15 protein-coding genes are annotated in these 13,725 nt (G+C 42.3%); all 15 read left to right on the top strand.

Annotation, left to right across the window (positions count from 1 at the left end):
- Window positions 1-7 precede the first annotated feature (7 nt).
- Window positions 8-337: a DUF4133 domain-containing protein gene (locus ACTHN6_RS18305; protein ID WP_440437220.1), complete on the top strand. Its 330-nt coding sequence runs from the start codon at window positions 8-10 to the stop codon at window positions 335-337.
- The gene (locus ACTHN6_RS18300; RefSeq protein WP_440437219.1) at window positions 334-1,158 is read left to right on the top strand and encodes a hypothetical protein; all 825 of its coding nucleotides are present in this window, start codon (window positions 334-336) and stop codon (window positions 1,156-1,158) included. Before ACTHN6_RS18305 ends, ACTHN6_RS18300 begins: the two co-directional genes overlap by 4 nt.
- 51 nt (window positions 1,159-1,209) lie before the next feature.
- Window positions 1,210-3,678 carry a TraG family conjugative transposon ATPase gene (locus tag ACTHN6_RS18295; protein ID WP_440437218.1) on the top strand — a complete coding sequence of 823 codons (2,469 nt, stop codon included), beginning with the start codon at window positions 1,210-1,212 and terminating at the stop codon, window positions 3,676-3,678.
- 12 nt (window positions 3,679-3,690) lie between these two features.
- Complete coding sequence (locus ACTHN6_RS18290) at window positions 3,691-4,080, top strand: hypothetical protein (RefSeq protein WP_440437217.1); 390 nt, start codon at window positions 3,691-3,693, stop codon at window positions 4,078-4,080.
- Between the two features lie 3 nt (window positions 4,081-4,083).
- Entirely contained in the window at window positions 4,084-4,758 is a 675-nt protein-coding gene (locus ACTHN6_RS18285) for a conjugal transfer protein TraI (RefSeq protein ID WP_440437216.1), read from the top strand.
- A 10-nt stretch (window positions 4,759-4,768) separates the two neighbouring features.
- A complete protein-coding gene (locus ACTHN6_RS18280) occupies window positions 4,769-5,419 on the top strand; it encodes a hypothetical protein (protein ID WP_440437215.1) in 651 nt (216 codons plus the stop codon).
- Window positions 5,420-5,421: 2 nt separating this feature from the next.
- Complete coding sequence (locus ACTHN6_RS18275; RefSeq protein WP_440437214.1) at window positions 5,422-6,060, top strand: TerB family tellurite resistance protein; 639 nt, start codon at window positions 5,422-5,424, stop codon at window positions 6,058-6,060.
- Window positions 6,061-6,157: 97 nt separating this feature from the next.
- Window positions 6,158-7,282 carry a conjugative transposon protein TraJ gene (gene traJ / locus ACTHN6_RS18270; protein ID WP_440437213.1) on the top strand — a complete coding sequence of 375 codons (1,125 nt, stop codon included), beginning with the start codon at window positions 6,158-6,160 and terminating at the stop codon, window positions 7,280-7,282.
- 30 nt (window positions 7,283-7,312) lie between these two features.
- A complete protein-coding gene (traK, locus tag ACTHN6_RS18265) occupies window positions 7,313-7,924 on the top strand; it encodes a conjugative transposon protein TraK (RefSeq protein WP_440437212.1) in 612 nt (203 codons plus the stop codon).
- Window positions 7,925-7,936: 12 nt separating this feature from the next.
- A complete protein-coding gene (locus ACTHN6_RS18260) occupies window positions 7,937-8,419 on the top strand; it encodes a hypothetical protein (protein WP_440437211.1) in 483 nt (160 codons plus the stop codon).
- A gap of 2 nt (window positions 8,420-8,421) precedes the next feature.
- The gene (gene traM / locus ACTHN6_RS18255; RefSeq protein ID WP_440437210.1) at window positions 8,422-9,720 is read left to right on the top strand and encodes a conjugative transposon protein TraM; all 1,299 of its coding nucleotides are present in this window, start codon (window positions 8,422-8,424) and stop codon (window positions 9,718-9,720) included.
- Between the two features lie 29 nt (window positions 9,721-9,749).
- Complete coding sequence (gene traN / locus ACTHN6_RS18250) at window positions 9,750-10,592, top strand: conjugative transposon protein TraN (RefSeq protein WP_440437209.1); 843 nt, start codon at window positions 9,750-9,752, stop codon at window positions 10,590-10,592.
- 51 nt (window positions 10,593-10,643) lie between these two features.
- On the top strand, window positions 10,644-11,801 hold the full coding sequence (locus tag ACTHN6_RS18245; RefSeq protein WP_440437208.1) for a hypothetical protein: 1,158 nt from the start codon (window positions 10,644-10,646) through the stop codon (window positions 11,799-11,801).
- A gap of 90 nt (window positions 11,802-11,891) precedes the next feature.
- Window positions 11,892-12,650, top strand: a complete 759-nt coding sequence (locus ACTHN6_RS18240) for a hypothetical protein (RefSeq protein ID WP_440437207.1) — start codon at window positions 11,892-11,894, stop codon at window positions 12,648-12,650.
- Between the two features lie 26 nt (window positions 12,651-12,676).
- The gene (locus ACTHN6_RS18235) at window positions 12,677-13,723 is read left to right on the top strand and encodes a hypothetical protein (protein ID WP_440437206.1); all 1,047 of its coding nucleotides are present in this window, start codon (window positions 12,677-12,679) and stop codon (window positions 13,721-13,723) included.
- Window positions 13,724-13,725: the final 2 nt, after the last annotated feature.

Here is a 13,725-nt window from a genome sequence, read left to right as displayed (position 1 = left end):
AAACGACATGGCAAATAGTGTATATCAGATCAACAAAGGAATTAACCAGAGCATCGAGTTTAAGGGCTTAAAGGCGCAATATATCTGGTACTTGGGTGGCGGTGTTGTCGCGCTGCTCATAGTTTTTGCCGTGATGTATATCATTGGTCTGCCTACCTACTTGTGTATAGGCATTATCCTGGCTGCCGGAACATTCCTCGTAATGAGGATCTACGGCATGAGCAACAAATATGGAGAACATGGATTGATGAAAGCGCTTGCCAGAAAACAAGTTCCAAAACTGATCAAGTCCAGGAGCAGAAAAATTTTTATGGGAAAGAAAGAAATAAAATCATGAAAAGACAATTGCCGGTGTACAACATCGAGGGAACCGATTTTATCGTGGATGTAGCTAATCTACAGCTTCAGGAAAAAGCAAACCCGGAGAACGTGATACTTGTATCCGACATGCGGGACGTTGGAGATGGATATGTATTTGATTATAGTCCCAAAGAGAAAAATATACCGGTGTTGTTCAGTGATGATACAGACGTTAGAACGGTGAAGATACCGGAGTTGGTACAGCTTGATGCAATAGGAATGGCAGAAAAATATGGATTTTCTGCTAACAATATCCAGGGCAAAACGGATTTCGAGCTAATGGTAGATCAACAGGCTTTGGGAAGAAGATTGATGGGGCAACTCCCGACGGTAGATATTGCCGGACACACCTTCTTTGTTGATATCCGAATGGATATGCTGCGCCCTAAAGATGATTTCCTTTCCAATGGGATTGTGTTCAGCAAGATTGATTATTGCTATGATGACGAACAGGAACGGTATATCATACCGTACAATCCAAAGACGCATGAATTTCAGGAATTGGATTATGACAATATTACTTCCATTCCCACAGACCTCATTGCTATTTCATTTCCACATGAAAGCGTATTAGACCCCGTAGGATTCAACAGGAAAGGCGGTTGGGACGAAACCTACCAACTAAAAGAAACAAATCTGAAATCCCATTTTGAGGCAAAGGTGATTGACTGGAAGGAAACTGGTATTGAAGAAACTATCAGGGAGAATATCAAAAAACAACAGAAACAACAACAATCAAAACAAACTGATGAAAAGCGCATGACCGGAAAGCGTCAGCGCAGAGGTCCTAAGCTATAACATAGGGTTGCCGCAGATGCAATAAATGATAACAGGTAAAAACAAAGTGAGATGGAAAAAGTGTTGGATGATATTTTACCAATAATGGATGTGGAGCATGACTGCATCCTGAGCAAGCAAGGAGATGTGACCATCGTCTTTAAAGCAGACCTGCCGGAGATATTTACTATGTCCGATCAGGAGTATGAAGCCTTTCACCAGGCATGGATAAAGGCAATTAAGCTATTACCTAAATTCTGTGTGTTCCACAAACAAGACTGGTTTTTGCAAAACAGCCACAAGCCGGATTTTACGAAGGACGATACCAGCTTCCTTAGTCGAGCCAGTGAACGTTTCTTCAATGAGCGTCCGTTTCTTACCCATAGCTGCTACATCATGCTTACCAAAAAGCCGGAAGGACGTAAGACAGCCAGTTCCATGTTTTCAAGCCTGCTGCGTAAGTCTATCGTACCAGAAGAAACCTTGAAGCCGCAGTTGCTACAGGATTTTTTGGACAGTGCCGGGCAGTTCAAACGTATTATGGAAGATAGTGGCTTCATGAAGCTGACCAGGTTAAGAGAAAATGAATTGCGCAGCCATAGCCGTAAGATGGGTTTGGTAGAACAGTATTGTTACCTGTCCGAGCGAAATGATAACTTCTTAATGGCAGACATCAGCTTTGATGAAGGGATGCGTGTGGGCGATAAGTATTGCCAGTTATATACATTGGGCGATGCGGTGGATCTTCCGGCATTGTGTGGCAGCCGTATCAATTACGATAAATACAGTACCGATAAAACGAAATTCAGTGTTGGATTTGCTTCTACTTTGGGACAGCTTCTCCCTTGCAATCATATTTACAATCAATACCTCTTTATTGAGGATGCGCAGAAAACCATCCAAAAGCTGGAAAGCAAAAGACTAAGGCTGCAATCTCTTTCCGCATATAGCCGGGAGAATTTGATAGCCAGGGACGCTACCAATGATTTCCTGAACGAAGCTATCAGTCAGCAAAGACTGCCGGTAAAGGGACATTTTAATGTATTAGTCTGGACAGATGATAAAGAGGAACTGAAAGACCTGAAAAACATGGTATCCTCTGCATTGGCACAAATGGATGCCGTAGCCAAACAGGAAACCATTGGCGCTCCGCAAATCTTTTGGGCAGGCATTCCGGGGAATGCGGCAGACTTCCCCATGAACGACACATTTGACACGTTTGCGGAACAGGCAACCTGCTTCCTTAATCTGGAAACCGGCTATCGTTCTTCATTAAGTCCGGTAGGCATTCGCATGGGCGACCGGCTCACAGGTAAACCCGTTCATGTGGACATCAGCGATGAACCCATGAAAATGGGCATCTGTACCAACAGGAACAAGTTTATACTTGGTCCGTCCGGTAGCGGAAAGTCATTCTTTACCAACCACATGGTACGCAGCTATTACGAGCAAGGCACTCATATCGTGTTGGTGGACGTGGGACATAGCTATAAAGGGCTGTGTGATATGGTAAAGGGTTATTACTTCACGTATAGCGAAGACAACCCCATTCGCTTCAATCCCTTTTATATAGGTGAAGGCGATAGCCTCGATACCGAAAAGAAAGAGAGTATTAAAACGCTGCTGCTGGCGCTCTGGAAAAAGGATGACGAAGCCTTTAAGCGCAGTGAGTATGTAGCCTTGTCAAATGCCATTGGAGGTTATTATACCCATCTGGAGAAAAATACTGATGTATTTCCGTGCTTCAACAGCTTTTACTCATTTCTCCGTGACGAGTACACACAAGTGCTGGAGGGCGACAGGGTGAAAGAAAAAGATTTTGACATAGACAACTTCCTGTATGTGCTTCGTCCGTATTACGAAGGCGGCGAATTTGATTACCTGCTGAACGCTACCGAAAACCTGAATTTGTTGCAGGAACGGTTTATCGTATTTGAACTGGACAACATTAAGGATCACCCCATTTTGTTCCCTGTAGTGACTATCATTATCATGGAAGTCTTCATCAACAAAATGCGTAAGATGAAGGGCATCCGCAAAATGATTTTGATTGAAGAAGCATGGAAAGCCTTAATGAAAGAAGGGTTTGCCGAGTACATAAAATACCTGTTCAAAACAGTACGCAAATTCTTTGGTGAAGCTATCGTAGTAACTCAGGAGGTGGAAGATATTATTTCTTCTCCTGTAGTAAAACAAGCTATCATCAATAACAGCGACTGTAAAATATTGCTCGACCAGAGTAAATACCAGAACAAGTTTGACCAGATACAGGAACTATTAGGGCTTACGGAAAAAGAAAAAGCGCTTGTACTATCTGTCAACAAATCCAATGATCCTACTAAAAAATACAAAGAGGTATTTATCAGCTTGGGTGGTATGCTGAGCAAAGTGTACAGGACAGAAGTTAGTCTGGAAGAATACCTGGCTTATACCACAGAACAAAGCGAAAAAGTAAAACTAATGGAATATGCTGCAAGGTTCGACGGCGATATACGAAAAGGCATTGCAGCAATGGCAGAAGATATAAGAAATAAAGGCTAAAAAGAATAAGTAATGAAACTGAATAGACTGATACATGACCTGTGCTTAGCCGCTAAAATCATCTTGCATTTCGGCAGACAGCACCACGCCACACTTTCCATGATGGAGGGTTTGTATGTAAGGCAGCCATTGCATAATGATTCGATAGCAGGTGTAGATACTACGCTGACTATAAAACTGCTCGGCAGTTTATACCAGGTTACCCGTACAATCTATATCAGTAACCTGCCTGAGTGTGAAGAAACATGGCTGGCTACTTATGGCTGGCATTCTAACGGACATCTCATTGAAATAGGTGGAGATCGGTACTGCATTTTTGATACGGCTTCAAAATCGCTGTACCTCGAAGCATTGACGGAGGAAGGAAAAACGACGATTGAATTATTTATTAAAAATCTGTAAGACATGAAAAAGATATGGATCATTACAATGTTGGCTACTACTTTACTGGTAGTGGCTCCCACGCAACAAAGCCATGCAGTTGTATGGGTCGTAGTAAAAGCTGCCGTCAAAAAGGTGATTAAGGCGATTGACCTGCAAATTCAGCGTTTGCAGAATAAAACCATTTGGCTGCAAAATGCGCAGAAAACCTTAGAGAATGCTTTATCCAAATTGAAGCTGGATGAGATTTCCGATTGGACGGAAAAGCAAAAAGAGCAGTACAAGAAATACTATGAGGAGCTGGCGCAGGTCAAAGCCATTATCTCTTACTATCAGCGCATCCGGGATATTACAAAGAAGCAACTACGTCTTGTGGATGAATATAATAGGTCGTGGGCACTCATTCGTCAGGACAGCCATTTCACAGCAAATGAAATTCTGTACATGGAAAAAGTATATTCCGGTATCCTGGATGAGAGCCTGAAAAATATTGACCAGATCAGCCTTATTATTAAATCCTTCACTACAAAAATGAGCGATGCCAAAAGGTTGGAACTAATCAATAACGCCGCCGATCAGGTAGATGCAAACTACTCAGACCTGGTGCAATTCAACAGGCAAAACACATTGTTGAGCCTGCAACGTGCCAAAACCGAAACTGAGGTGCAGGCAGTAAAACAATTATATGGACTTCCTTAAATCAAAACGTATGAAAAAGATACTCTTGTTTCTATTACTGTTTGCATCCGCAGCGGGCACTTTACAAGCACAAACTTTTGCAGAATGGTTTCAGCAAAAGAAGACGCAAAAGAAGTATCTCCTTCAGCAGATAGCAGCGCTTCAGGTATATATCGGTTATGCTCAAAAGGGCTACAACATAGCCAAAGATGGGCTGAACACTATCGGCGGTTTTACCAGAGGGGAATTTAATCTGCACACCGATTACTTCAATTCATTAAAGTCTGTTAACCCCGAAGTGAAACGGTACGCAAAGGTTGCAGACATTATTGCATTACAGATAAAAATTGTGCAAAACTATAACCGGACTTACCGGCAGCTTAACAGCAGCGATGCTTTTTCAGGGGATGAATTGGCGTACATCAGCAGGGTGTTTGGCAGGCTGCTCGATGACTGTGACAAGACCCTGGATGAACTAATAACGATAACTACCGATAGTAAACTGGAAATGAAGGATGATGAGCGCATTGAAAGGATTGATAAGCTGTATCTGGACATGCAGGACAAGTTCACGTTCTCACAAAGTTTTTCCAATGACGCTAAATCCCTTGCGGCATCAAGAATAAAAGATAAAACAGATGTACAAACCAGCCGTGTATTGCAGGGCATTAAAAACGAGTAACAATGAAAAAGCTAATCATAATTATATCGCTGTCATTATTGGGTGTACTGCCTTCCTTTCGTGCATCTGCACAAGCAGATGAGATAGCACAGTTAGTTCTCAATATTGAGAAGCTGGCGCAGTTCAAGCAGATATTGAGCGACATGAAAAAGGGCTACCAGATTTTGGAAGGCGGCTATAATACTGTCAAGAACATTTCCGAAGGCAACTTCAGTTTGCACAAGGCGTTCCTTGACGGCTTAATGGAAGTAAGCCCAACAGTACGTAATTACAGGCGTGTAGTGGACATCTCCAATGATCAGATCACTTTGGTAAAAGAATACCGAAAGGCTTATGACCGATTCAGGCAGGATAATAACTTCAATGCAGACGAGCTGGCGTATATAGGTCGTGTGTATGATAATCTCTTTAAGGAAAGCCTGCGCAATCTGGATGAGCTGCTTACGGTGATTACGGCAGGTAAAGCCCGTATGAGTGACGATGAACGATTACAGGCTATTGACAGAATTTATGCAGACATGCAGGACAAATTGCTGTTTCTGCAACATTTTAATAATAACACTACAATACTGGCAGTGCAGAGAGCGAAAGAGCGCAACGATGCACAGACCATTCGTAAAATCTATGGGTTAAACAATTAAATAAGAAAATATGGCAAAGTGTAGAAAGACCGTCTGGTTGGCGGTAGTGGGATTGGTATTGCCTTTCATAAGTCATGCGCAAGGAATAGCCAATGAAATGAACGGGATGCACGGCGTACTGGAACAACTGTACGATGAGATGATGCCCTTATGTAGTCAATTGATCGGCGTGGGTCAGGGTTTGGCGGGATTTGCGGCTATGTGGTACATAGCTTCCAGAGTTTGGGGGCATTTATCGAGAGCTGAGCCTATTGATTTCTACCCGCTGTTCCGTCCCTTCGTTATCGGCTTTTGCATATTAGTATTCCCATCTGTTTTAGGATTGATTAACGGAGTGATGAAGCCTACGGTCACAGCAACCGCCGCTATGGTGGAAAATTCTGACAAAGCAATTGCTGTGCTATTGCAAAAGAAGGAAGAAGCCATCAAGAAAACAGACGTCTGGCAAATGTATGTAGGAGAAAGCGGTAGCGGCGACAGGGATAAATGGTATAAATACACGCACGATAATGAAGACCCTTCAGACGAAGGTTTCTTTGAGAGTATTGGCAATGACATAAAGTTTGCCATGTCCAAAGCCTCGTACAATTTCCGCAATTCAGTAAAAGAATGGATGAGCGAAGTATTGCGGGTGTTGTTTGAGGCGGCATCCTTGTGTATTGATACACTACGAACGTTTCAGTTAGTCGTGCTGGCTATACTTGGTCCCTTAGTATTCGGGATAGCAGTATTCGATGGATTTCAACATACCCTCACGGTTTGGATAGCACGATACATAAATATCTTTTTATGGTTGCCGGTTGCCAACATCTTCGGAAGCATCATTGGTAAGATACAGGAAAAAATGCTGGAACTGGATATATCGCAGGTACAGGATTACGGCGACACGTTTTTCAGCAGAACAGATATGGCTTACCTGGTCTTCATGATCATTGGCATTGTCGGATACTTTACAGTTCCCTCAGTAGCTAATTACATTGTTCATGCCGGCGGCGGTGGTGCATTAGGGCAAAAAGTAACCAGCATGTTTGGCAGCACCTCCAGAACCGTAGTGAACACGGCATCTGCCGGTGCAAGCATGGCTGCGGATGCTATGGGTAATGCAGCCAATCGTATCTCTCAAAGCATGGCAAGTAATGGCGCATCTAATCCCTACTTCGGTGACGGCAATAGCGGTGGCGGTTCCGGCTATATGAACGACAAGCTGAAAGGCAATTCATAATAATCTAAAGGAGGATATATGTTCAAAAAGATGAAAAATATTGACACAGCTTTCCGGCACATTAGAAGTTTCACCCTTGTAGTGATTATAGGCTGTGTGCTGATATGCTGTTTCGCATTGTACAAAAGTTTCAGCCTGGTTTCACAGATGCAAAGCAAAATATACATTCTCGCCAATGGCAAAGCGCTGGAAGCCTACGCATCGGATCGAAAAGACAACATCCCTGTTGAGGCAAAAGATCATGTCAAGACATTTCACATGCTATTCTTTACCCTTGACCCGGACGACAAGGCAATCACGGCAAATGTTACCAAAGCATTATACCTGGCTGACGGCAGTGCTAAACGTGCCTATGATGACCTGAAGGAAAACGGCTATTACGCTGGATTAATATCCGGCAATGTCAATCAGACTATTGTCGTGGATAGTGTGGCGGTAGATATTAATGAATACCCTTACAAATTTCGCTGCTATGCTACACAAAGCATTATACGTCCTACCAGTATTACTACCCGCAGCTTAGTTACCGAAGGTGGATTAAGAAACGTATCACGTAGCGATAATAACCCACATGGTTTTCTCATTGAAAGATGGAGTACGATTGACAACAGGGATATAAAAACAGTAAGCAGGCGCCAATAAAAATTCAAGGTCATGAAACTATTTAGAAGAAGAAAAGAAAAGAAAGCCGATTCTAAGCCCAATGCCATTTCCAAAGGGATGCAGGCAGGCTACAAGCGATTGCAGGGCTGTTGGGCAATATGGATGATGAAGCGTACTGAAAATTTTTCACACCGCACATGGGTAGTAGCGCTCATTCTTTTTGTGCTGTCTGGCAGTACATACAGCACCTACCTCGCAGTAAACGCCTTTACAGGAAAAAAGAGTAATGCAATAACAATTACACCTATTAAGAAGCTGAAGCACGCAACAGAAACAGGTGAAGTGCATATTGAAGCTGCTGATTTATCAGAAGCTGAATACACTCGAATCAAAAGGTTCAGGGTGTACATGGATAGTCTGGCACGAAGTCCTTCTGGTAAAATTCTCTATGATAGCATTACCAACCAACGTCCCGGCTTAATGGACAGTGTGCGGTTTATCGAAAATTATTATCAACAATTAAAACAAAAATAGCAATGGAAAAGCAAGTAAAAACTCCAAAAATGATTCGGCAGCGCAGATTTTTATTGGTACTGCCCTTACTGGCATTGCCCTTTATGACGATGATCTTCTGGGCGCTCGGCGGTGGTAAGGTCGAAAAGGTGGAAGCTCAGGCGGCAGCAAAAAAAGGATTCAACATTAATCTGCCGGATGCCAACCTGAAGGATGACAAGCCGATGGATAAAATGAGCTATTACAATCAGGCACAACTGGATTCGGTAAAGTTCAGTGAGCTGGTAAAAAATGATCCCAACTATAAGAATATTGGATTGACAGATACAGATGAATATCTGCCGGACGGAGAAGATACCTTTCAACTACCCACTAACAAAAGAGGACTAAACACTTCTCTTTACGGCAGTCATGGGCATAATGATCCCAATACTGATAAGATTTATCGTAAGCTGGCAGAGCTGGACAAAGAGATGAACAAGCCAGTTCCCACATCAACGGAAGATGATCAATACGATATGTATTCACGCAGAAACAGCAATAATACGGCAGTAAGCTCATCGGATGTTGACAGGCTGGAACAAATGATGAACACGATGAATCAGCCTACAGGTGAAGATCCCGAAATGAAACAACTGAATGGGATGCTGGATAAAATTCTGGACGTCCAGTATCCTGACCGTGTGCAGGAAAGATTAAAACAGGCTTCTGAAGCTCATCGGGGGCAGGTATTTGCTGTTTCATCAAAAAAGAAAGATAGCAGCATTACCATACTGGATACCGACCATGTAGCAGGCAGCGCTTCAAATGGGTTTTATTCACTTACCGGAACGACAGCCATAGCGGATTCACAGAACGCTGTACAGGCTGTTATACATGAAACACAGACTATCGTAGATGGTTCCACCGTCAAATTGCGATTGCTCAACGATGTATTCATTAACGGTGTCCGTATTCCGAAAGATAATTTTCTGTTCGGCATTGCCTCGTTGCGTGGTGAAAGGTTGGGCATTAAGATTAATAGTGTACGGTATAACAACTCATTGTTTCCGGTTGAGCTGTCGGTATATGATATGGACGGACTGGATGGTATTTATATTCCCGGAGCAATAACCAGGGACGTTGCAAAGCAATCTGCAGACCGTTCTATGCAGGCTATCGGTCTGACTTCGCTTGATCCTTCATGGCAGGCACAAGCTGCCGGTGCGGGAATTGAAGCTGCAAAGACTTTATTCAGCAAAAAGGTCAAATTGATTAAAGTAACTGTCAAAGCAGGCTATCAGGTTCTATTAAAAGACGAAAAGCAAAAACAATTCAACTAAATATTTCAATCACTTAAAAATTCCAGAAGATGAAAAAGATCAGTGCAGTAATGATAATGGGAATTTTCCTGCTTATTACAACTTTAAAAGTCCAGGCACAAATAAACACAGCCTGGCAAACAAAAGCCATTGAATCGTATCATGTGGCGGTTGCTTTCTCCAAAACAACCAACATTATTTTTCCCTATTCTATCGTCAGCGTAGATATTGGAAGCCGGGATGTGTTGGCACAAAAAGCAAAAGGAGTGGAAAACATTTTGCAGATTAAAGCTGCAAAAGACAATTTCCCTCAGACCAATATCAGTATTATAACCGCTGACGGGAAGCTCACTTCTTTTCTGGTTGATTATGCGGAACAACCTTCTGTCCTCAATCTTTCATTGACAGGTGCAGCAAAGCAGAATATCATCTCCATTCCTTCGGAAAATATTAACCAGGAGCAAATGGAGCATTACGCTTCTGTGGCTTCCGAATCAAAAGAAAAGACGAGAGGCATAAAGGATAAAACTTTCGGCATTCATCTTAAACTGAACGGAATATTTATCCATGATGACATCATGCTGCTCCGCTTCCATATCGTCAATGAAACCAATATCAACTATGATATTGACCAGCTACGTCTTTATATCCGCGACCAGAAAAAATCAAAAAGAACCGCTACGCAGGAAATTGAAATATTGCCTGTCCTTGAACAAAACAACATCAGCAAGATCGCAGGGCAGTCTGATAGTACGATTGTATTTGTCGTACCGAAGTTTACAATTCCTGATAAGAAGTACCTCGCTGTGCAGCTTATGGAGAAGAACGGCGGCAGGCATCTGGAACTGCACGTAAAGAATAAGAAAATTGTAAAGGCAGTTCCGATTGAATAGGAATTAAGATGGCAATTATAATCAACATTTGTTCCCGCTAAAAATGTAAGTATGAAAATCAGGAAAGATGAGTTTCAGGATATTCTTGAATACTTAAAGAGAAAACGGTGGGAAGGTGAAGAATTTGTAGCCTCCCTCAGTGATGCTGCTCCCGTAAGTAAGGAAGAATTATTCACGTTCTCTGAGGAATACGATGTACGGGAGTTCTGCTATGAAATGTCAACCGATATAGACTTCTACAACTATCACTCAATAAGGTCTGCATATAAAACAATGCAGGAAGCTGTTGAAGATAATAAGCTGCTGATTGAAAGAGACGGTATCGTTGACGTATCCCTTATGATAGCAGTACGCTATGAACGATTAGAAAAAGAACAATTAAATAACAATCAAAATTCAAATGTCATGAATCAGAAAAATTTTGAATACCTGCGTGATCAGGTAAAGTACACAGGTTTTGGGGAAGGGTTAGAAAATGACCTGAAGCAGAAAATTCAGGAAGGAAACCCCGAATTTAAGTTGCAGCATCAAACGCTGTATGGAAAGGATAGTGTTACTGCAACATTAAACTTCAGCCAGTCGAAACAAAGTGATATGTATTTCTTCAACTCCTACCAGGTGAGCTTACAGAAGGAAAACAGCGCGGAAACAATGGATCAAACCTTCTACATCAATAAAGGCAACAACATTACCCTGAAAGAAGCCTACAATCTGATGGAAGGAAGGTCAGTGAACAAGGATCTTACCAATAAAGAAGGTCAGGTATATAATGCCTGGGTACAGATGGATTTTAAACAGAGTGATGATAACGGCAACTTTAAGCTAAAGCATTATCACGAGAATTACGGGTATGACCTGGAAGCTGTTTTGTCTAAGCATCCTATCAAGGAATTAGGCAGTGAAGAATATAAGTCCAATCTGATGGACTCCCTTAAAAAAGGGAACCTGCAATCCGCTACGTTTCAACTTAACGGCGCAGATCAAAAACAATATATCGAAGCTAACCCGCAATTCAAAACAATCAACATTTATGACAGCTCCATGCAAAGGGTGGATAACCGTCACGCAAAGAAAGAACAGCAGTCTGAGGGCGAAAATGAATCAGTTAAACAGGGCAGTAAAAAAGAAAAGCAGACACCTGCTGAAGATGATGGTCCTGAAATACCGAAGGCAGCTAACAAAAGAAAAAAGAGGCAAAGCATCAGCTAAGAAGCCTAAGTAGCCGACTTGACTATAAATAGTCGTGAGGCTGGGTTGTGGAGAATGAAAAACTATTTATAACATCAAAAACAAGTCGAAATGAAATATTCATTAATGGTGCTGATAGCCATTGTAGTGGGCTTTACGGCATGTAAAAAAGATAATAGCAGGGTTAATGAAACACCTGAAGACTACAACAATAAAATCGCACTGGCAAAATCAGGAACCGCTTTGCCGACACCCGAAAATCCGTTAAATGCCTTCGACAGCGTTGGCTACTGGCATAATCGGATTGTTGCGTATGTTCAGGATTGCAAGCCGGTGACTGATACTCCTGATGTCGCAGCATCAACGGCATGTGTGCTTCGGTTTTACAGAGAGGTATGGGGTCTGGAATTGCCTGCTTCGCTTTTTAAAACAGTAAGCCAAACGGTAGATAAGAGCAATACGGATATAGTAAACCTTATTGCTGACTGCCCTTACGATGAACCTGTAAAGGCTGTTCTGGATTCATTAGTACAGTTGGTAAAACAACTTTCGGACAGCAATAGCCCTTATCCGGTCATCAAATCCACTATCGTGGACTTTGAGAATGGCATAATGCAAAATGACCGCCTTACTCCTGACGGACGTGCTATTGCCCTTAAAGCGGCATCGGTAGCACGTTATTCCATTTATTATTGGATAAATACGCTCCAGCCGCCGGTTTCTTCAGCACCCTTTAAGTTTAAAAACATTGTGAAGTGGATAGCCGCCGTAACAAGTGATATAGGCGGCGCTATCGTAAGCGGAAGTGTTGAATATGCCGCCGATTGCAGTTCGTATGCTTACGACCTGGTAACATACAGTATGCCTTAGTTTGATATTCTTTAAAAATGAGCGTTATGAATAACAGCGTAAACAGAGTGGAAGCAGAGCTGAACCAATGGCGTTCAAAAGAGGAGCGTTTTAGCAAACTGTTCTCTTTCAGTCTTTCCAATAACAGAGCATTGCTCAAAGAAAAGCTGGATTACTACGACCGTATTGCAGCAAAGTATAAGGGTACGCAGGATCTGGACGAACGGTTTGCACTGAGGATGTTACGGCAGGAACGTAACCGCATAGAGAAACAGCTTTATCCAAATCTGCTGATAAGGCTGTTACGCCGCCTATTGGTTGCGCCCGTTAAGGAACAAATCGTAATAAGGCAGGATAACAGAAAAACCGAGGAAAACAGCCAGGCGCTGCGCCACCAGGTGCAGCGTGCTGGCTTTCCTGATCTTTCTGCAAAAATTGATGAGCAGATTAGGCAGGGGCAGCAGCAGTTTTCTATCCCTGTTTCTTATTACCTCAATGACAAGGAAAGGATAGATCACCAGCTATCATTTATAAAAGACCAATCAGGGCAATATCATTTTGAAGGGTATAAAACGGCTCTGTACAATGAAACCAAACCGGATGAAAAAAGGCAGCAATACTTCAGTATGCACAATGGCTACAATGTAAATACTACTGAAGCCTATAATCTCTTGTCCGGTCGTTGTATTCAACGGGAAGGCACATGGCTACAACTTGACTTTAATGATAAAGACCCGCATGGCAATTTCCGTATCAAACAGTTTCATTCCAGTTACGACTACAATCTCGAAAAGGTTTTACAGCAGCTTCCTTTAAAGGAATTACTCAACAAGGGGGAAGCGGATAAGCTACAAGAGGCTTTAAAAAATGGGAACCGTGTATCAGTAAGTTTTATAAAGGATGGCAACGAACAGCGGTTTTATATCGAAGCAAACCCTCAGTTTAAATCGGTAAACATTTACGATGAACATTCCAGGAAGATTACACTGAATACGGCTTTAGGAAACAAGACAATGGAAGCTGTAAAGGTTTCCCACAAGATAAACGAGCAACAACAAAACCAGGTTAAAAAGAACGGTATGCGCCTAAGCTGATA

The organism is Parafilimonas sp. (genome assembly GCF_051953455.1).
Classification (GTDB): Bacteria; Bacteroidota; Bacteroidia; order Chitinophagales; family Chitinophagaceae; genus Parafilimonas.
Note: the sequence above shows the minus strand (reverse complement) of the source record. Positions and strands in the feature narration are given on the sequence as shown.